Source organism: Streptococcus ovuberis, assembly GCF_012396585.1.
Classification (GTDB): domain Bacteria; phylum Bacillota; class Bacilli; order Lactobacillales; family Streptococcaceae; genus Streptococcus; species Streptococcus ovuberis.
In genome coordinates this window covers 166,737-187,861 of sequence record NZ_JAAXPR010000003.1, presented here as the reverse complement: position 1 = coordinate 187,861, position 21,125 = coordinate 166,737, and the positions used below count along the sequence as shown (strand labels likewise).

17 protein-coding genes are annotated in these 21,125 nt (G+C 43.3%); 16 read left to right on the top strand and 1 reads right to left on the bottom strand.

Features of this window, described 5'->3' with window-relative positions:
- Positions 1-61 precede the first annotated feature (61 nt).
- The 7 genes from HF992_RS03065 (at position 62) to HF992_RS03035 (ending at position 8,334) form a co-directional block, all read left to right on the top strand.
- Positions 62-1,219 (top strand): THUMP domain-containing protein, encoded by a 1,158-nt coding sequence (locus HF992_RS03065; RefSeq protein WP_168548586.1) that lies wholly within the window; start codon positions 62-64, stop codon positions 1,217-1,219.
- 11 nt (positions 1,220-1,230) lie between these two features.
- On the top strand, positions 1,231-2,589 hold the full coding sequence (locus HF992_RS03060; RefSeq protein WP_168548585.1) for a cell division site-positioning protein MapZ family protein: 1,359 nt from the start codon (positions 1,231-1,233) through the stop codon (positions 2,587-2,589).
- 450 nt (positions 2,590-3,039) lie between these two features.
- Complete coding sequence (locus tag HF992_RS03055; protein ID WP_210729395.1) at positions 3,040-3,891, top strand: amino acid ABC transporter substrate-binding protein; 852 nt, start codon at positions 3,040-3,042, stop codon at positions 3,889-3,891.
- Positions 3,892-4,021: 130 nt separating this feature from the next.
- Positions 4,022-4,900 carry a MetQ/NlpA family ABC transporter substrate-binding protein gene (locus HF992_RS03050; RefSeq protein ID WP_168548583.1) on the top strand — a complete coding sequence of 293 codons (879 nt, stop codon included), beginning with the start codon at positions 4,022-4,024 and terminating at the stop codon, positions 4,898-4,900.
- Positions 4,901-5,217: 317 nt separating this feature from the next.
- Complete coding sequence (locus HF992_RS03045; RefSeq protein WP_168548582.1) at positions 5,218-6,585, top strand: M20/M25/M40 family metallo-hydrolase; 1,368 nt, start codon at positions 5,218-5,220, stop codon at positions 6,583-6,585.
- Entirely contained in the window at positions 6,578-7,645 is a 1,068-nt protein-coding gene (locus HF992_RS03040; RefSeq protein ID WP_168548581.1) for a methionine ABC transporter ATP-binding protein, read from the top strand. The genes HF992_RS03045 and HF992_RS03040 overlap by 8 nt, the downstream gene beginning before the upstream one ends.
- The gene (locus tag HF992_RS03035) at positions 7,642-8,334 is read left to right on the top strand and encodes a methionine ABC transporter permease (RefSeq protein WP_168548580.1); all 693 of its coding nucleotides are present in this window, start codon (positions 7,642-7,644) and stop codon (positions 8,332-8,334) included. Before HF992_RS03040 ends, HF992_RS03035 begins: the two co-directional genes overlap by 4 nt.
- A 359-nt stretch (positions 8,335-8,693) precedes the next feature.
- Here HF992_RS03035 and HF992_RS03030 read toward each other — a convergent pair whose 3' ends face one another.
- On the bottom strand, positions 8,694-9,368 hold the full coding sequence (locus HF992_RS03030; RefSeq protein ID WP_168548579.1) for a trimeric intracellular cation channel family protein: 675 nt from the start codon (positions 9,366-9,368) through the stop codon (positions 8,694-8,696).
- Positions 9,369-9,654: 286 nt separating this feature from the next.
- Between HF992_RS03030 and HF992_RS03025 the strand changes: the two genes are divergently transcribed.
- The 9 genes from HF992_RS03025 (at position 9,655) to HF992_RS02990 (ending at position 21,107) form a co-directional block, all read left to right on the top strand.
- A complete protein-coding gene (locus tag HF992_RS03025) occupies positions 9,655-10,620 on the top strand; it encodes a thiamine pyrophosphate-dependent dehydrogenase E1 component subunit alpha (RefSeq protein ID WP_168548578.1) in 966 nt (321 codons plus the stop codon).
- Between the two features lie 99 nt (positions 10,621-10,719).
- Entirely contained in the window at positions 10,720-11,715 is a 996-nt protein-coding gene (locus HF992_RS03020) for an alpha-ketoacid dehydrogenase subunit beta (protein ID WP_168548577.1), read from the top strand.
- Between the two features lie 97 nt (positions 11,716-11,812).
- Positions 11,813-13,216, top strand: a complete 1,404-nt coding sequence (locus tag HF992_RS03015) for a dihydrolipoamide acetyltransferase (RefSeq protein WP_168548576.1) — start codon at positions 11,813-11,815, stop codon at positions 13,214-13,216.
- Between the two features lie 202 nt (positions 13,217-13,418).
- The gene (lpdA, locus tag HF992_RS03010; protein WP_168548575.1) at positions 13,419-15,179 is read left to right on the top strand and encodes a dihydrolipoyl dehydrogenase; all 1,761 of its coding nucleotides are present in this window, start codon (positions 13,419-13,421) and stop codon (positions 15,177-15,179) included.
- Positions 15,180-15,781: 602 nt separating this feature from the next.
- A complete protein-coding gene (locus HF992_RS03005; protein WP_168548574.1) occupies positions 15,782-16,630 on the top strand; it encodes an Rgg/GadR/MutR family transcriptional regulator in 849 nt (282 codons plus the stop codon).
- A gap of 244 nt (positions 16,631-16,874) precedes the next feature.
- Positions 16,875-17,009 (top strand): hypothetical protein, encoded by a 135-nt coding sequence (locus HF992_RS12160; protein ID WP_281346962.1) that lies wholly within the window; start codon positions 16,875-16,877, stop codon positions 17,007-17,009.
- A gap of 1 nt (position 17,010) precedes the next feature.
- A complete protein-coding gene (locus HF992_RS03000) occupies positions 17,011-18,984 on the top strand; it encodes a class III lanthionine synthetase LanKC N-terminal domain-containing protein (RefSeq protein WP_168548573.1) in 1,974 nt (657 codons plus the stop codon).
- A complete protein-coding gene (locus HF992_RS02995) occupies positions 18,965-20,185 on the top strand; it encodes an MFS transporter (RefSeq protein ID WP_168548572.1) in 1,221 nt (406 codons plus the stop codon). The genes HF992_RS03000 and HF992_RS02995 overlap by 20 nt, the downstream gene beginning before the upstream one ends.
- 520 nt (positions 20,186-20,705) lie before the next feature.
- Entirely contained in the window at positions 20,706-21,107 is a 402-nt protein-coding gene (locus HF992_RS02990) for an HIT family protein (protein WP_168548571.1), read from the top strand.
- Positions 21,108-21,125 lie beyond the last annotated feature (18 nt).

Below are 21,125 nucleotides of genomic sequence, written 5' to 3'. Positions count from 1 at the left end.
GGGGCGCTTGCCTCAACCTCGTTTTTTAATGAAAAGTGACAAAGATAGGAGGAGTGTCTGGGTGAAAAAAAGTTTTCAGTTGATAGCGACATCAGGAGCTGGTCTAGAAGCTATAGTTGGCAAGGAATTGCGCCAGCTGGGTTACGATACTAATGTTGAAAATGGCAAGGTCCGTTTTGAGGGGGCTGTTTCTGCTATCATTGAGACCAACCTGTGGCTTCGCTCAGCTGATCGGATCAAGATCATTGTAGGGGAATTCCCTGCAAGGAGTTTTGAGGAGCTCTTTCAGGGAGTTTTTGGTTTGGATTGGGAAAACTACCTACCTCTAGGTGCCAAATTTCCTATTTCTAAGGCCAAGTGTGTCAAATCCAAATTGCACAATGAGCCGTCTGTTCAGGCTATTTCTAAAAAAGCAGTCGTTAAAAAATTGCAACAGCATTACCATCGCCCAGACGGTGTTCCCTTGCAAGAAGTAGGAGCAGAGTTCAAGATTGAGGTATCCATCTTGAAAGATCAGGCGACAGTTATGATTGATACGACTGGTGAGAGTCTCTTTAAACGTGGTTACCGTGTGGAAAAAGGTGGAGCTCCTATCAAAGAGAATATGGCAGCTGCGATTTTACAGTTAACCAATTGGTATCCAGATAAGCCCTTAGTTGATCCGACGTGTGGGTCAGGCACTTTTTGCATTGAGGCTGCTATGTTAGCCCGTCAAATGGCTCCTGGCTTAAATCGTAACTTTGCGTTTGAAGCTTGGCCTTGGGTAGACGACGCCTTGGTTGGTCAAGCTAGAGCTAAGGCTAGGGAGCAGATTCGGTCTGATTTGGCACTGGATATTTGGGGCTACGATGTTGATGGGCGGATGATTGAAATTGCTAGGAAAAATGCACAGGCTGCTGGTTTGGAAGGATTCGTCCATTTCAAACAGATGCGGCTTCAAGATTTCAAAACCGATAAACTCAATGGTGTCATCGTTTCGAACCCTCCCTATGGGGAGCGATTGCTTGATGACAAGGCAGTAGATATTTTGTATAATGAGATGGGGCAGACCTTTGCTCCCTTAAACACATGGTCTAAGTTTATCTTGACTAGCGATGAGGCTTTTGAGCAAAAATACCAACAGATTGCAGATAAGAAGCGAAAATTATACAACGGAACCTTGAAAGTTGATCTTTATCAATACTTCGGTCAACGCATCAAGCGCAACAGAGACGAATAGGAGTAAGAGTGATGTCAGATATCAAAGAACAAAACCCACTTGAACCTGGAGAACGCGTTCTAGACTTAGAACAGGCCAAGGAAATGACCGTTGAAGAGGCCGCGAAAACTCAGGAAGAAATTCAGGCAGGGATCACAGAAACGGACGGTGTTCTAGACCGCTATATCAAACAGCACCGGGATCAGATAGAAGCAAGCAAGTTTGAGACTAAACAATTGCGAAAGGCAGAGATGGCCGCTTTGGCTGTTGCTGCCGAAAAAAGAGCTGCTGACGAAGCGCGTCTAGCTGAGCAGAAGGCAGCGCAAGAAGCAGTTAGCGAAGCGGCGTTCCATGACTATGATCCTGAGGATGATCAAGCTGAATTTGAAGAAGAAAAGGCTGAAAAGCGTAAAAAAGTGATTGGACTCGCTCTAGCTGCTCTAGCGCTTCTTGGAATTGCAGGAACTGCCTACTCTCAGAGAGAGGCACTTGGAGGGTTGTTCGGAGGAAGTGCTTCGTCAACCTCAACGTCAACGACCGCCTCATCAAGTCAGACAAGGGCTTCCTCTTCTGAAAATCCTGGACTCAAGGCCTTTGAAGACTTGTATGCTAGCTTTTTCACGGACGAAAAACAAACCGCTCTGAAAAATGAGAGTTTTGGACAATTGCAGAGCTTAGAGACGGCATTATCTATCTTGGAAGGAACCGATGCTTACGATGCTGCTAAGGCTAAGGTCGACAAGTTAAAGGCTGCGATAGCCGCTACCGAAGCGCTTAACGCTCAATTTGATAAGCCTGTTTTGGTGGATGGTGAGATTGATACGACTGCTACAGCAAAGTCAGAAGCAGATTTCAGTGCGGCTTCTACGGGACTTTCCAGTGTGGATGCTGCGCTGACTGCAGCGGCTAATTTCGGGCGTTCTCAGCAACAAACAGGGGTTGCCCAGGAAAGCCCTGCGCCATCTGATCCTGGGACGGCTCCAGCAGTGGAAGCCCCAGCTCAACCTGCTCCGTCCGCAGGCCCTGCGACTACGGCTAGTCTAAGCAATGGAGTTGTTCTTGATTATAATAAGCGAATTGTTTATGGCAGTGATCAAGTTAATCTCCAGCGCAACCTGAGCCGTGTGCCATATAACGATGAAGTGATTGCGGATGCAGCAAATGAAGCCTGGATTTTTGCTCCGAATGTCTTAGAGAATATCATTGCTACGTCAAACCAGCGGGGCTACTTTGCAGGCAATGATTTTATCCTTGAGAAGGTTAATATCATCAATGGCCGAGGCTATTATAATATGTTTAAGTCAGATGGGACCTATCTCTTCTCCATCAATGCCAAAACGGGTTACTTTGTGGGGAATGGTTCGGGTTATGCAGATGCCCTAGACTTCTAAAAAACAATCCTTGGTCTCCAACGTCTTTGTGGTAATTTCGATTTAGATGATTGGATGAACCGCTTACGACTTTTAACCAACTCGATAACCCATGTTAGTGAAAGGATTTGGTTCTGTACCGCACAGGCCAGATCCTTTTACGTTATCTTAGACAGATTGGTCTTGGCTCTGGTCCTAGACCTAGTCAATGCAGGGGGGAGGAGCTGTTTTTTAAAATAGCTCTGGTTTTGGCAAATAAAGGGAACCTTTCGGACTGGCTTTAGTTGGCCAAACTTCCCTGTGAGAGGTGGTTGGGGAGTTCATGTACGTTTTCTAGAAAATGAGGTATGACAGATAGCGGATCTCTCTTAGTCAAAACCTATCAGCTTTATAGATTTTATATAATGGTATCTAGCGTAAACTTGTGGTAAGATAGGACTATCATTTTTGATAAGGAGACATTACATGACATTGAAAAAGATTCTGGGAGTAACCAGTTTGACACTTGCTGCTTCTCTATTAGTGGCTTGCGGTTCTAATGCTTCTAAGGATAAGGAAGCCTCTAGCGCTTCTAGCGAAGCTAAAACAGAAAAAACAAAGGTTTACTTGGCAACCAATGCTTCTCCAAAACCGTTCAATTACGAGGACGAAAATGGAGAGTTGACTGGTTATGAGTTTGAAGTAGTGAAAGCTGTCTTTGAAGGTTTGGACCAGTACGAATTGGAATACGAAGTCACAGAGTGGTCTTCCATCTTTGCAGGGCTTGATTCAGATCGCTACCAATTGGCCATCAACAACATTTCTTACACAGATGAGCGTGCAGAAAAGTACCTTTACTCTGTCCCGACTGCTAGCAATCCGCTGTCTATGATTGTACCTAAGAACAGTGACATCTCTGGCTTAGATGACATTGCTGGTAAGTCAACAGAAGTTGTTCAAGGAACGACGACGGCTACTCAGTTGGAAAAATATAACGAAGAAAACCCTGATAATCCAACAGTCATTAACTACACTAGAGATTCTATCCAAGCGATCTTGAACCGTTTGAACGATGAACAGCATGATTACAAGTTGTTTGAAGGGATTGTTGCTCAGACTATCGCTGAGGATCAAGGATTGGACAACCTCAAAGTTATTGACATTCCAGCGGATAAGCGCCCATTGATCTATATCATCTTCGCAGCTGGTCAAGAAGATCTTCGTGAGGCTGTTAATGCTCGCTTGAAGGAATTGGAAGCAGACGGTACCTTGGCTAAGTTGTCAGAGAAGTACTTGGGTGGTAACTTTGTGCCAGCAACGGATGAGTTGGTAGCCCCTAACTAATTAAGGTATAGTTAAAACTTATAGATACTACTACGTAAAAAGTATTTGTCAAGTTCTAAGAAATATGGCAAACTAATAACGTAGTATTTTTCGTTTCAACACCAAAAAAAGATTATAAGGAGATTTAAAAATGACATTATCTAAAGTATTGAACTTAGCTGGATTAACGCTAGTTTCTACGCTTGTTTTGGCGGCTTGTGCACCTGCCTCAGATCCTAAGAGCACTGGCTCAGATGACGATGCTACAAAGCTTGTCAAGGTTGGTGTGATGACTATGACAGAGTCTGATGAAGCACGCTGGGAAGCGATTGAAAAGCAGGTTGAGGCTAACGGTGTCGATGTTGATATTGAATTTACTCAGTTTACTGATTATTCCCAACCTAACCAAGGTGTTGCAGATGGTGAAATAGACATCAATGCCTTCCAACACCACAGCTTCCTCAACAACTGGAATACGGAAAACAAGGCTGACTTGGTGGCGATTTTAGATACTTACTTGAGCCCGATCCGTCTTTATTCTGGAACCAAGGATGGTAAAAATAAGTATACTTCTGTCGATCAAATTCCTGAGAACGGAACGATTGCTATTCCAAATGATCCAACCAACGGTAGTCGTGCGCTATATGTTTTGCAGTCAGCAGGTTTGATTGAGTTGAGCGTTTCTGGTGATACTTTTGCAACTGTAGCGGATATCAAGTCTAATCCTAAGAACTTGAAGATTTCTGAGTTGGATGCTAGCCAAACCCCGTCATCTCTTCCTGACGTGGATGCTGCGATTGTTAACAACTCTTATGCTGTGCCAGCCAATTTGGATTATAAAAACCCGCTCTTTGTTGAGAAAAAAGATGAAAACTCAGCCCAGTGGATTAATATCATTGCGGCGCCAAAGAATTGGAAAGAAAAGTCTAATGCCGACGCTGTTCAAGCTATCTTGGATGCTTATCACACAGATGCTGTTAAAAAAGTCATTGAACAAACATCAGATGGTTTGGACTTACCAGTTTGGTAAGAAGATCGATAGTTAGAAAGGGTTGGGCTAATGGTCTAATCCTTTTCTAATTTATAGTCATTGTTATAATCATGAGATACTTGGTTTTTAAAAGGCGTTCACTGCTAGACGTCTTAGTCGGGGTCAACTAAGGTGGCGTTTTGCTCCTCGAAAATTGGATGGCGAGATGCTCTGGTGATGACTAGGGATACGACTTCTGCTGCTCAAGTATGGAGATGAGATGGGTAGCTGTAGAGGCAGTAATGATTCTGTCCAGATGATTAGGGGGCAAAGGAGATAGTAACGATGTCAAATATTGGAATAGAAAGGAAAAACCGATGACAAGAGAAGCAGAATTGCTTGAGCGTTTTGAAGCAGATTCGATTAGCCAGGCTTATTTTACTATTTTGGGCGAACTGATTGCCCGAAAATCAATTTTTGCGCAGAAGGTTGGATTAAGTGAGGTGGCTCACTATCTGAAGGAGCTGTTTGAAGCTGCAGGGGCGAAGGTTGTCCTAGATGAGAGTTATGCAGCTCCATTTGTTTTGGCGCAATTTACTGCCAAAAGGCCAGATGCTAAAACAATTATTTTTTACAACCACTATGATACGGTGCCGGCTGATGAGGATCAGCCTTGGACGAGTGATCCGTTTACCTTAACGGTTAGGGACGGCTTTGCCTATGGGCGTGGTGTGGATGATGATAAGGGCCATATCACAGCGCGTCTCTCTGCAGTAGCACGTTATTTGGACAAGCAGGGTGATTTGCCGGTGAATGTTATTTTTATCATAGAGGGAGCTGAAGAGTCAGCTTCTGTTGATTTGGACAAATATTTAGCTAAGTATCGGTCAACCCTAGCAGGTGCAGATCTATTGATCTGGGAGCAAGGGATTCGAAATGACCAGGGGCAGCTAGAGTTTTCAGGGGGCAACAAGGGGATTGTCACCTTCAATCTGTCTGTAGATTCCGCAACGGTTGATATCCATTCTTCTTTTGGTGGAGTGATTGATTCAGCGAGCTGGTATTTGGTTCAAGCCTTGGCTAGTTTGAGAAGTCCTTGTGGGAAAATTTTGGTTGAAGGTCTGGCTGATCCAGCCATTGAACCCACAGAACGTGAGTTAGACTTGGTGGAGACTTATGCTCAACGTAGCCCAGAGGGAGTGCGGAGTGTCTATGGTTTGCGTTTGCCATTGCTAAAAACAGACCGCAAGGCTTTCTTAAGGCAACTTTTCTTTGAGCCTTCGATCAATATCCAGGGATTGGAAACGGGCTATCAGGGACAAGGGGTTAAAACGATTCTGCCCTCAAAGGCCTCTGCTAAGATGGAGGTTCGTCTTGTGCCGGGATTGACACCAGACGGTGTTTTAGATACAATTAAACAGCACTTGTCTCGCAGTGGGTTTCATCAAGTAGTGGTGGAGAAGACCCTAGGAGAGATGAGTTATCGCAGTGATATGTCTGCGCCAGCCATTCAGCAACTGATAGATGTTGCTAGGGCTTATGAACCTGATGGGGTAGCTGTTTTGCCGACCTCTCCAGGAACTGGCCCGATGCACACCGTTTTTGAAGCTTTAGGGGTTCCGATTGCTGGATTTGGATTGGGACATGAAAAAAGCAGAGACCACGGAGGCGATGAAAATATTCGCTTATCGGATTACTATAGCCACATTGAATTGATAGAAAGAGTGATTGCAAGTTATGAGTAAGCTAATGATAGCCTTAGACAAAATTGATGTGACCTTTCAGCAGAAGAAACGTCAGATTGAAGCGGTCAAGGACGTGACCATCCATATTGACCAAGGTGATATCTATGGGATTGTCGGCTATTCAGGTGCGGGAAAGTCGACCTTAGTAAGGGTCATCAATCTCTTACAGGTGCCATCTGCAGGTAAGATTACCGTAGATGGAGATGTCTTGTATGACCAAAAAGTGGTCTTAAAACCAGCCGAACTCCGAGCGAAGCGCCGGGAAATCGGGATGATTTTCCAGCATTTTAATCTCATGGCCCAGTCGACTGCTGCTGAAAATGTTGCCTTTGCCCTGAAACATTCAGGCTTGAGCAAGGAAGAAAAGGCGGCTAAGGTGGCGAGATTGCTTGACTTGGTTGGACTCTCCGATCGTGCGGATAATTACCCCGCCCAGCTATCTGGTGGGCAAAAACAGCGGGTTGCGATTGCGAGGGCTTTAGCCAACGATCCTAAAATCTTGATTTCGGACGAGTCGACCTCTGCCCTCGATCCCAAAACAACCAAACAAATCTTGGCTCTTTTAAAAGAACTCAATGAAAAATTAGGCCTGACTATTGTGTTAATTACCCATGAAATGCAAATCGTCAAGGATATTGCCAATCGTGTAGCAGTCATGCAGAATGGACGGTTGGTCGAGGAAGGTTCTGTTTTAGAGATTTTCTCTAATCCGAAGCAACCCCTGACCCAAGACTTCATCAAGACGGCTACAGGAATTGATGAGGCTTTAGCCAAGATTGAACGGCAGGATATTGTGCAGCATCTCCCTCAGGGGAGTCAGCTGGTCTTGCTCAAGTATGCTGGGGCAACGACTGACGAGCCTATTTTGAATGAAATACATGAGCGTTACAATGTTAAGGCTAATATTTTATTTGCGACTATTGAGATGCTAGCAGACACTCCTGTCGGAGAGATGATTGTGATTTTGTCTGGGACAGACGAGAGCGTCCACCAAGCGACTCAAGCGCTTAAAATTGCCGGTGTAGGTGTCACAGTTTTAAAGGAGGGATTTAATCGATGATGACCTGGTTACAAGAAAACATGCCCCATGTGATTAAGATGGGCTGGGATGGTCAAGCGGGTTGGGGAACGGCCATTTATGCTACCCTCTATATGACGGTTATTTCCTTTATCATTGGGGGAGTCATGGGACTCCTTGGAGGTCTTTTTTTGGTATTGACAGGCCCAAGAGGCGTAATTGCTAATAAATGGGTTTACCAAGTTTTAGACAAGGTGGTTTCAGTCTTTCGAGCGATTCCCTTTATCATTTTGCTGGCCTTGATTTCTCCTGTCACACGGGCAATTGTTGGGACTCGTCTGGGAGCAACAGCAGCAATTGTTCCCTTGTCTCTAGCGGTCTTTCCTTTCTTTGCCCGACAGGTACAGGTCGTCTTAGCTGAATTGGATGGTGGAGTCATAGAAGCAGCGCAAGCTAGCGGTGCCAACCTTTGGGATATTATCTTGGTCTATCTGAGGGAAGGATTGCCTGATTTGATTCGGGTGTCGACGGTGACTCTAATTTCGCTAGTCGGTGAGACAGCTATGGCTGGTGCTATTGGGGCTGGAGGTCTGGGGACGGTAGCAGTAGCCTACGGTTTTAACCTCAGCCGGGAGGATGTGACTTTAGTAGCGACCATCCTGATTTTGCTTTTGATCTTTACGATACAATTTGCCGGAGATTTCCTGACGCGAAAAATGAGCCACCGGTAATGGTATAATGCAGTATTCAAAAAAAGAATAAAATAAAAGGCTTGAGGTCACTGCGTTTTAAAACCAGTGCTCTCAAGCCTTTTAAAGTGTTATACCAAATGAAAATGAAAAGCTGACTCAAGTGGTCGTTATCAAGGAACGATTTTTAAAGGAATGCAGCAACTCAAAAATGTTTGAAATGGTCAGTCTGTTCAGCTTTTGAAATTAGATAAATAATAACGTATCTCCTTGAAAGTTAAAAGTGTCTAGTTCTGGTATCCCTGTCACGACATAGAGGCGAGGAACTCTTGTTGAGGAGCAGGAAAACGTCAAGGTAGAAACAGTGAATTTTGAAAAAGGTTTGATGCGTTTGGTAGCTCTCAATCGTTTTTTTGTAAGGGAGCTGCTTTTTCTGTTAAGCCAGGCAAGTTCACCTTATAACGGATGACCAGCAACCGGATGATGAGGCAGGTGACAAAGAGTGTCATATAGACTGGGATGGCAGGAAGTTTTCCGTGAACCACAAGGAGGTGGTAACTAAGGCCTGCTCCAAAAGCCAAAACAGCATAAACATCAGCCTTTAGCACAACTGGAACTTCATTGACGAGAAGGTCTCGGATGATCCCACCGCCAACGCCAGTTAGGGTAGCTAGAATACCAGATGCCATGGGATTTAATCCGATGGCAACACCTTTGGTTGCACCGATAAGAGCAAAGATAACGAGACCAATAGCATCAAAAGCTAAGTTAATCAAGGTCAAGAGCGAGTAGAGGCGAGGGCTCCTTGGTTTCTCAGCCATATCTCGAATCACAAAAACGTACATTAAAAGCGAAACAAGGATGGAAAGATAGATTGGGGTAGGATCCAGCAGCGCAGCAGGAATTTCAGAGAGCATCATATCTCGGATCATCCCGCCGCCACAGGCAGTGATAATGGCTAAAAGGGTGAAACCGAAAATATCCAGATGATACTTGAACCCCTTGGCAGTTCCAGAAACCGCAAAGGCAATAGTCCCTAAATAATTGCAAAGTAGCAAAAAGAAGTCAAAATTCATTAATTCACACCTCGTTTTCATAGGAGAGTTTACTAGTATGAGTCAGCCGATAGTCTCCTTTAAATTATAACAGAAATCCAGGTAAAAATAGGCGAAAAGCAGATGAAAACTTTGTGAAAATAAAATGTAGAAAACAAAATCAGGTGAAAAAATTCACATCAAAAACATCTTAAGAGCATGGAAAAGAGCAGGATTGCTCGGTTTTTAGAAAATAATTCAATTACTTGAACTTTGTGAAGAAAAACAATAGAATAGAATAGTATAAGAAATACCCTTGGAGGAAAAAATGACAACTATTTCTAAAGAAAAACACCTAGACATGTTTCTCAAAATGCAACGTATCCGCGATGTTGACTTGACGCTCAACAAGCTAGTACGTCGTAACTTTGTACAGGGGATGACTCACTTCTCAGTAGGTGAAGAAGCTGCAGCAGTAGGTGCTATGGCTGAATTGACTTATGATGATATCATCTTCTCAACTCACCGTGGGCATGGTCATTGTATCGCTAAAGATATGGACCTTAACAAAATGATGGCTGAGTTGGCTGGTAAGGCGACTGGTGTTTCTAAAGGCCGCGGTGGTTCAATGCACTTGGCTGATATTGAAAAAGGAAACTATGGTACCAATGGTATTGTTGGTGGCGGCTTTGCCTTGGCGACTGGTGCAGCCTTGACGCAACAATACACAGGGACTAGGAATGTTGTTATTGCTTTCTCGGGTGACGGTGCAACTAACGAAGGCTCCTTCCACGAGTCTGTCAACATGGCGGCGACTTGGAAATTGCCTGTGATTTTCTTTATCACAAACAACCGTTATGGGATTTCAATGGATATTTCGAAAGCGACGAATACTCCGTACCTTTACACGCGTGCCGAAGCTTACGGCATTCCTGGTCACTATGTCGAAGATGGAAACGATGTCCTTGCTGTTTATGAAAAGATGAAGGAGATTGTAGAGTACGTACGTGCTGGAAATGGTCCTGCTATCATTGAAGTGCAATCTTACCGCTGGTTTGGTCACTCAACTGCTGATGCTGGCGTTTACCGTACTAAGGAAGAAGTTGATGAGTGGAAATTGAAGGATCCGATCAAGAAATACCGAGAGTATTTGACCAGCAATAAGATCGCAACTGATGAAGAATTGGATGCAATTGTCGCTCAAGTGAAAAAAGAAGTTGAAGATGCTGTTGAATTTGCTCAAAGCAGTCCAGATCCAGACTTGTCTGTTGCTTTTGAAGACGTTTGGGTATAAGCAAAAACAAGTTGACTAGTAGCAACTTGTGGCTGCTTGGTTATTGAGCGCCTACGGGCAAATAAAAACATTAAAAATCTTTGAGGAGACTAAAAACAAATGACTGAAACAAAAGTAATGGCCTTGCGTGAAGCGATTAACTTGGCCATGTCAGAAGAAATGCGTAAAGACGATAAAATCTTCTTGATGGGTGAAGACGTTGGGATCTACGGTGGTGACTTTGGTACCTCTGTTGGGATGTTGGCTGAATTCGGTGAGAAACGTGTCAAAGATACACCTATCTCAGAAGCTGCCATTGCAGGCGCAGCTGTCGGTGCAGCAATCACAGGTCTTCGTCCAATCGTTGACCTGACCTTCATGGACTTCATCACGATCGCGATGGATGCGATTGTTAACAACGGTGCCAAGAATAACTACATGTTTGGCGGTGGTATCAAGACTCCTGTAACCTTCCGTGTGGCTTCTGGTTCTGGGATCGGTTCAGCTGCTCAGCACTCACAAGCCTTGGAAGCATGGTTGACCCATATCCCTGGGATCAAGGTTGTTTCGCCAGGTAATGCTAACGAAGCAAAAGGCTTGCTCAAGTCGTCTATTTTGGATGATAACATCGTGCTCTTCATTGAACCAAAAGCGCAATACGGTAAAAAAGAAGAAGTTACCCTTGATCCAGACTTCTACATTCCACTTGGGAAGGGTGACATCAAACGTGAGGGGACTGATGTAACAATCGTATCTTACGGTCGGATGCTGGAGCGTGCGCTCCAAGCGGCAGATGAGTTGGCAGAAGAAGGAATCAGTGTAGAAGTGGTTGACCCACGTACCTTGATTCCACTTGATAAAGATCTGATTATCAACTCTGTTAAGAAGACTGGTCGTTTGGTCTTGGTGAATGATGCTTACAAAACAGGTGGTTTCATCGGTGAAATTGCTGCAATGGTTTCAGAAAGCGAAGCCTTTGATTACTTGGATGCACCGATTGTGCGTGTGGCTAGCGAAGACGTGCCTGTACCGTACGCATCTATTCTTGAAAATGCAATCTTGCCAAACGTTGAAAAAATTAAGGCGGCCGTCAAAAAGACGGTTAATAAAGGTTAAGCAAATGAAAGCTATTACTGGTCCGTGCTTGCATGACCAGTATGGTTTTGTTTGATGGAAAAGTTTTGCAAAAAACAAGACTAGGAAAGGAAAACTCATGGCTATTGAAATTATTATGCCAAAACTCGGTGTGGACATGCAGGAAGGCGAGATCATCGAGTGGAAAAAGCAAGAAGGCGATATGGTCAATGAAGGCGATATCCTTCTTGAAATCATGTCTGATAAGACCAATATGGAACTTGAGGCAGAAGATTCTGGTATCCTCATTAAAATCGTCCGTGGGGATGGCGAGACAGTTCCTGTAACGGAAGTCATCGGCTATCTAGGAGCAGAAGGCGAGACCGTTGAAACTGCTAGCCAAGTCGTTGCAGATCCGTCGCCATCCATCAGCGATGCGCCTGTAACAACAACGGAGGAAGCAGAGACGCCAGCTGCTGTAGCTCCTGCACCAGCAACTGTTAAACGTCCTGCTGGTGAAAAAGTTCGCGCGACACCAGCAGCTCGTAAGGCTGCTCGTGACCTGGGAATTGACCTTGACCTTGTTCCAGGAACAGGTGCCAACGGTCGTGTTCATAAAGATGATGTTGAAAACTTTAAAGGCGCAGCACCTAAGGCAACACCGCTCGCAGCTAAGATTGCAGCAGATAAGGGTGTTGATTTGGCGACGATTACAGGAACAGGCCCAAGCGGTAAAATTACTAAAGAAGATGTCTTGGCAGCAGTAGCGCCAGCTCCTGCGAAAGCAGCAGAAACACCAGCGCCTGCTAAGGAAGAAAAACCAGCCAAGGAATTGCCAGAAGGCGTTGAAGTCATCAAGATGTCTGCGATGCGTAAGGCGATTTCAAAAGGTATGGTTAACTCTTACCTGACAGCACCAACCTTTACGCTTAACTACGACATCGACATGACCAACCTCATGGCGCTTCGTAAGCAAGTCCTTGAGCCAATCATGAACAAGACAGGTCTCAAAGTGACCTTTACCGACTTGATTGGTCTGGCGGTCGTGCGTACCCTCATGAAACCAGAACACGAGTACCTCAATGCCTCTCTCATCAACAATGCTGAAGAGATTGAACTCCATCGCTTCGTCAACCTCGGTATCGCCGTTGGTCTGGACGCTGGTCTGGTTGTACCAGTGGTTCACGGTGCAGATAAGATGAGCCTGTCAGACTTTGTAGTGGCCTCTAAAGATGTCATCAAAAAAGCTCAATCTGGTAAGCTCAAGTCTAACGAAATGTCAGGTTCAACCTTCTCCATCACCAACTTGGGGATGTTTGGAACAAAATCCTTCAACCCAATCATCAACCAGCCAAACTCAGCGATTCTGGGTGTGGCAGCAACAGTACAAACCCCAGTTGTCGTGGATGGCGTAGTGAAAATCCGCCCAATCATGGGACTGTGCTTGACCATCGACCACCGTATCGTAGATGGTATGAACGGTGCCAAGTTCATGGTGGACCTCAAGAACTTGCTTGAGAACCCATTGGAGTTGTTGATTTAATTGTATTCTTTTTCTTGCTTTCCTTTAGTAGTGCGGGGCGGAAGCGATCACCTGCGGTGTTCCATTCCTTTTTGACGAGCCTCGGTCTCGTCAACCCCTCGTCACCAAATACTTATATTTGGTGACTTTCACTACGGCGGAAAGCAACTGGTTTGGGGCGACTTTGTCGCCTCTTGTAAAAAAATTAATTAAGGAGAAAATCATGGCAGTAGAAGTCATTATGCCAAAACTCGGTGTTGACATGCAAGAAGGTGAAATCATCGAGTGGAAAAAACAAGTCGGTGATGTGGTGAATGAAGGAGATATCCTACTTGAAATCATGTCTGACAAGACCAATATGGAATTGGAAGCAGAAGATTCAGGTGTTCTCTTGAAAATCGTTCGTGGCAATGGTGAAGTGGTGCCTGTTACAGAAGTTATTGCCTATATTGGCGCTGAAGGTGAAGTGGTCGAAGAAGCATCCGCTCCAGCCGCAGCTGACGTGGCTAAGGCAGAAGCAGATCTCAAGGCAGCAGGTCTGGAAGTACCAGCGGCTCCTGCTCAAGTAGCACAAGCACCAAAAGCAGAATTGGCAGCTGACGAGTATGACATCATCGTAGTCGGTGGTGGTCCTGCTGGTTACTATGCGGCTATCCGTGGTGCCCAACTTGGTGGGAAAATCGCCATCGTTGAGAAGTCTGAATTTGGTGGTACCTGCTTGAATGTCGGCTGTATCCCAACTAAGACTTACCTCAAAAACGCTGAAATCCTTGACGGTTTGAAAATCGCAGCTGGTCGTGGGATCAACTTGGCCTCAACCAATTACACCATTGATATGGATAAAACCGTTGACTTCAAGAACACCGTTGTAAAAACGCTGACAGGTGGTGTTCAAGGTCTCTTGAAAGCCAACAAGGTCACCATCTTCAATGGTCTTGGTCAAGTGAACCCTGATAAGACAGTAACCATCGGTTCACAAACCATCAAAGGTCGCTCTATCATCTTGGCGACAGGTTCAAAAGTGTCTCGCATCAACATTCCAGGGATTGATTCTAAGTTGGTGTTGACTTCTGATGACATCCTTGACCTGCGTGAAATGCCGAAATCCCTCGCTGTTATGGGCGGTGGCGTTGTCGGTGTTGAGCTTGGTCTGGTATGGGCATCGTACGGTGTCGAAGTGACTGTTATTGAGATGGCAGACCGTATCATCCCAGGTATGGACCGTGAAATCTCTCTTGAGCTGCAAAAAGTCCTTTCTAAGAAAGGCATGAAGTTCTTGACGTCTGTCGGTGTTTCTGAAATTGTTGAAGCCAACAACCAGTTGACCATCAAACTGAACAACGGCGAAGAAGTCGTCGCTGAAAAAGCTCTCCTTTCTATCGGACGTGTGCCACAGATGGCTGGACTTGAAAACCTCAACCTTGAAATGGACCGCGGTCGTATCAAGGTCAATGCCTACCAAGAAACCTCTATCCCAGGTATCTACGCTCCTGGTGATGTCAACGGTACCAAGATGTTGGCTCACGCGGCTTACCGCATGGGTGAAGTGGCTGCTGAAAACGCTATGCAAGGCAACCACCACAAAGCAAAACTGGACTTCACACCAGCAGCTGTTTACACACACCCAGAAATCGCCATGGTTGGTTTGACCGAAGAGCAAGCCATCGAGAAATATGGCAAAGACAACATCCTCATCGGTCGCAACAGCTTTACTGGTAACGGTCGTGCCATCGCCTCTAGCGAAGCTCACGGGTTTGTGAAGGTTATTGCAGAGAAGAAATACCATGAAATTCTTGGTGTTCACATCATCGGTCCTATCGCTGCAGACATGATCAACGAAGCAGCAACCATCATGGAAGCTGAGTTGACAGTTGACGACGTGGCAGCATCTATCCACGGTCACCCAACCTTCTCAGAAGTTATGTATGAAGCCTTCCTTGATGTGCTTGGAGTGGCGATTCACAACCCACCAAAACGTAAGTAAGCTTAAACCTGTCACCTTGCAAAAGCAAGGGAGCCCCCATGGGAAGCTTACTAACGCTTAAACTAAGACAAAGACCCTCGTTTGAGAATAACGAGGGTCTTGTCTGTTGTGACCTCATTCCCACGTCAGTGTTGAAACCCTTGTTAGAAAACCGTAAGCTTGATAGGGCTCCTAAAGCCAATACTAGGAAAGAAAGACAGGTGTTATCAACTTTCAGTCTTGTCGTGGCAAGACACACTAATCTCTGGATTAGTTCCGCTCTAACAGAGCAAGGTTTATGGGAGCCTAGATAAATCTTAAATGAGATAGTAGCTCTCGCTTGATATAGTATTTCCACTTAAAAATAGCTCAAATATTATCAGAATAACCAATTGGATACTTTGAATTATGTTACATGGATCTTAGTTGAAGTGTCATTCTTAATGTGGAATAGCTATAATTCTGAGATTGGAAGGTGAAAATAGTAGCTATGCAATAACAATAGTCAGACTGTAATTGGATTGTGGTTATTGAATTTGGTGAGTTGTAGATTTATGGGGAAATGATTTCTTTTTGATTAAAGTTGTGATAAACTATTTGAATAAAAGCAAAAAGGAAAGTATATGCAGAATTTAGGGTTAATTTTTAAAAGGGTACGGGAGTCCAGGGGGATTTCCTTAGCAGATGCGACGGGTGGAGAGTTTTCAATTTCGATGCTATCAAGATTTGAAAATGGCAAATCTGAGATGTCCGCTGAAAAGCTTAGAACCTGTCTAGGGAATATTTATCTGGGGATGGCTGACTTTGATTTCTTGGTGTCTGAATTTCAGCCCACAGAATTTGCCGTCTTACAGGACAAAATTAGGGAATACAGTCACCCCTTTCAGAAGCAAGCTTTCTTAAAACTGTTGGCAGAGCAAGAAGCACTATATCAGGAAGGTAAGAAACAGCAATTTTACCGGCTGAATAGTATCTGGATCAAATCGACCATTTCGTTTTTTGATGAAGCATACGTCATTCCTAAAGCAGATGTTACATTCCTAGTGGACTATCTTTTCTCAACAGATTTTTGGGCGCGTTACGAACTGGTTATCTTTGCAGACACCTGCCATTTCTTTTCCAGTCGCGTTTATCTAGGATACTGCCGAGAAATGTTGACGCGGTCGGTCTTTTTTGCTCAAGATTTTATCAATCAAAATCTCATTCATACCATACTTGTTAATGGGCTCTTTCATGCGGTTTCTGCCCATGACTTTTTTGAAGCAACCCAGTTTGAATTTTTATTGACGACCTATTTTTCAGAAACAAGAGATGCTTACATGCGGATTGTAGAAAAAATCGCTAGAGGTTACCACCAGATGGAGGCAGGACAAGAAGAAGGCAAAATGGCAATTGAGCAAGGTATTGCGCTTTTTCAACAGCTCGGTTATGCTCGTGAGGCTGATTATTTTCGGAAACAATTGACGTTATAGTTTTGCTTATATTCAAAAAGTAGGGGCTTCCCTTCTTTTTTTGCTATCATACTACCATAGAAAGGAGGTCTATGATGACAGCATTTGTAAAACAGTTAACGCGTCTGCCATTGCAATCTTCAGTGGAAATCTACTCACCAGGTTGTAAAATTACAACCAAGAGTTGTTGAATTTTATTAGGGAGGGTAGGCGGTTAGATTTGTTATCGTCTGCCCTTCTTTCAATAGAGGAGAGGAGAATAATTTTGGAAGTGACGACAAAAGCCTGTACTATCAATGGCAAAACATACAAAGAATTTAGCGGAAAATTAGCTCAATTAAAAGAAAATGAGAGCAACTCAAACGATGGAGTGGTCTTTTATAAATTAGAAAAGAGGTAGCATGGGAAAAGAAAGTATCTATTCGTTTCATCATATTGTCCCTGACGAACTGCCTTATTTTGGTTATAAAATACATATTTCTGCCACGCTAACAAATTATAGGGAACTATATGGTATGGTTAGACCCTTCTTAGAGGACAATCGGATCGCTTACAAATACATCAAAAAGCACGAAGACATCATCCATAATTTTTCGGTTGAAGAAACAGCGGCAGAATCGGGAAAGTATTTTACCATCTATCCGAAAACTCATCAAGATTTTTTGACTCTCTTAGAGCAACTTTATGATTTAATCCCTGTAGCATACGATGGGATTTATATTATGAGTGATAGGGCCTATCGGGATTCAAAAGTTATTTTCTATCGTTTTGGCACCATTAAGATGGATGTGAGATACATGGAAGAAGGTATTCCTACTTTAATTGGTCCTAACCAAGAAAAATGGCAAGATGTCCAACGAAGTTATTTTGATTTGCCGAGTTGGATCGAAGATATCCAACCTGAACACATTATTCAAGAGAGCTACTTATCAAACAACTACTTAGTCACAAGCAGTTTATCTAATAAAAATGGTGGTAACGTTTACTGTGGCAAGTCTTTAAGAACGGAGACATCAGTGGTGCTCAAAGAAGCCCGTCCTAATGTGATCTATTTTGATCATTGTTATAAAAGTGATTTAAGAAAAATAGAATATGAGCTCAGCAAAAAGATTGACAAACATATCGCAAAACCAATTGAACATGTCAAAGAATGGCTAAATGACTATTATATTTATGAAGACGTTAAAGGTGAAGATTTTTATGAATATGCCAAAAAATTAACCATTTTCTCTTACTCCAGTTTGTCAGCGCAAGATAGAAAAGAAAATTTACACCGATTTAGACAATTCCTTTCTCTCGTTGATCGACTTCTTCAAATGATTCAGTATTTTCACGATAAAGATCTTGTCTTGCATGATATTCACCCTAATAATATTCGAGTTGGAGATGATGATGAGCTTTACTTTATTGACTTAGAACATGTCTATCATTATCAATCCAGTCCACTAGTCGGAATATACAATGACGTTTCTCTTAGAGAGTGGAATGTCATAGATGGAAAAGTTGCTGACTGTCATAAGATTGGCAATATGCTCTTATACGTCTTGGCAAAATTGCAGGTTAGTGATGGACTGAGTCATGAAGGAGACCTGTTAGAACTTCTGTTAAATCATTATGGTATTTCATCAAACATATCACTGTTAATAGACTATCTTTTTTCTGAACATGCAACGATCAGACAGGCAAGGGAGATACTTTCAGCTATTGAAGTCACTTTTTTTAAGGACTCTTTCCAATTAAAAAACCTAGAGGAAATGAGTATCCCAACAGACATCAAAGCCAAAACATTACGAATGCGAGTTCAAGAATTAGCTGGCGATATGAGTTTATTTAAAGAAAGTATTGACCGTCTAAATGGTGACCTTTTTAAATACCTCTTCCACTCAGAACCAAGTTACGGTCTGGATGGTAGTTTGGGCAAATTAATCTTGTGTCAAGACTATTCTTTACCAAAAGAATGGTTAGACTATGGCCTTGACTACATCAATAAGCAACTACATGCTAATGCTGACGGGTTGTTCTTGCCTATTGGTCAAAATAAACTATCTCCGTATGTTAACAATGGCAGTGCTGGCTTAATAAAGGTTCTTATTCATGTGGATCAAGTGAAGTATAAAGAGTTGATTCTCGAATTGGCAAAAGGATTGAGGTTTGAATTTGCTCAATTTCCAAGCTATCACTTTGGGATGTTAGGAATTGCAGATGCCTTACTTGATGTTTGCCAACTTTATTCAAAAGAGGAGTACCTTGTGTTTGTTGAAAAACTAGTCATCAATGCGTCGTTCTTTTTGGCATACAACCGTATAAGCGTGTCTGATTTTTATCCTGTCTGGCAGCGTTACATGGAGGTGCGACATGAGACTAATCAAGTCTAATCGTTTTTATAGATGGTCCCTATTAGCCAATTTGTTGACGCAGTTTGGATCCTCGCTCTACAATATTGTTTTTGTGGTCTATGTGGCTGAGACATTCCAGTCCAAGCTCCTAGTTAGCCTATCCAATAGCATCATCATGATACCTGTTTTATTCCAACTCTGGATTGCTCAAAAAGCAGATGAAACGCGTCATAAGGGGAAATGGCTGGTTAGAATTGGGTGGCTTCAGGGGATCTTTTTCTTTATCGTAGCTGGCTTAACTGGTCAAGCGACTCTCTTTGCTTTTGCTATGATTTGTTTGATGAATGTGCTGACTGATGCCTTAGCCAGTTACCATGGGAACTTGTTTATGCCCATGGTCAGTCATCAGATTCCGACAGATGACTTAGTGACCGCCTACTCAGGATTTAATATTGTTGCGTACCTCTGTGCGATTGGTGGTCAATCCCTTGGCATTTGGCTTTTGAGCTTGACGCATCAAAATTTTACGCTTATTGCTATCTTGAATGCGGTCAGCTTTATTCTCTCGTCAGTTGTGCTTTTTTCGATTCGCAAGGAATTGACGCACGATCCCGTCATGCTACAGGAAAAAGGTCGCTTTTTAAAGAAATTACAACAGACCTATCAATTAGCTAGACAGACTTTTGCTGAAAATGGAGGCCTTTCTTTTGTTAGTTTGTTTGCCAGCTTAGTTATTCTCAATGTTCTCAGCTCTGCTGTTTTACCGATCTTGACTATTTTTTACCTGAATCATCAACTGTTTACCTTATCTTATGCGGATACAATTCTACTCATGCAAATGGTAGGAATGGTTGGTGCTCTGATTGGTAATGCTCGGCCCAGTGGTTTTTTCGCGGATAAATCCTTGGCCTTTATCCTGAAATTTGAAGTACTTGTCATCGTCTTGATCGCTTTGGCGGGGTTGTTACGGTTGCCCTCAATAACGATTATCCTATTGTATGGTCTGGATGCCTATCTAACAGGAAAATTTAACCCGAAAATCAGCGCCTTCTGGGCTAAGCATATTCCAGAGAATCAGTTGGCGCAAGTGCGATCACTTATTTCGACAATGGTAATGCTTGCACTTCCAGTAGGAACTGCCATTTTCTCTGGATTATCCGTTTATAGCTTGTCATTAACATGGGGCATCTTTCTTATCTTAGCACTTTTTCCTTACTTAATTATTTTCCGCAATATGTAGCGCCACTGCCGCTAAAATAGCAAGTAGTATCTCAGCGCTTTCGACAGGAAGAGTGGAATTCCAAGTCTCTGACCAATCTTTTTATTTCGACCACTTGCCAAATAAATCCTGTCCTTAAATAAACCCTATTTTCAAGGGAATTGGCAGTGAAATAAATTGTCGGGCTTCTAGGCTATACCATAGTAGGTCTAATAATAAGTCATTAGGCAATCTGATGCTGTGTAGGTATCAGCCTGATGAAGTAATCTGTGGGCATAATGGCTAGCTAGAGACCAATGATATAGTGATTACAGTTTCAAACCAAATAAGGTTGCTCACAAAGGTCGGATGTATTTTTAGCTTTCTTGAACCGATCCTTTGCTTCGTTTAATTTGAATCAGTAGGATTGAATTTTTCAAGAAATCTTCAAGAGAGTAATCATTGGTAAGAAAAAGTTGAGACCAGTTTTTGTATCAAACAACACTAGATTTTAAGGAAAAACTGTGCTAAACTTATCTTGGAAGAGGGGAAGGAGAGTCAGATGGCTTGTATATTTTGTGCATTGGATGAAGAAGCGAAGGTGATCCAGTCCAAACACTTCTTTGCCGTCTGGGATATTGATCCCATTCAGCAGGGGCATCTCTTGGTTATCGCGAAGGAGCACCGGATGGCTTTGGCTGAATTATCGGTAGAAGAAGGAATGGATCTGTTGGCCTTTCAGAAGGAACTTATTGGCCAGTTTGAGTTAGAAAAGGGCGTACTTGGAGTGACCTTGGCCACTAATAATGGGGCGTTGATGGATAGTGGTACGCATTTTCATAGTCACTTGATTCCAAGATATGATCACGATGGTTTTTGGGAGCAGCTTCAGCTGGAGGCAGTTGCTTTTGACAAGGCAGGATTTGTAAAGCGTTTAAAACAGTCTTCTGAAGCCCAAAAATGAGGCTAATTTTTCCATAAT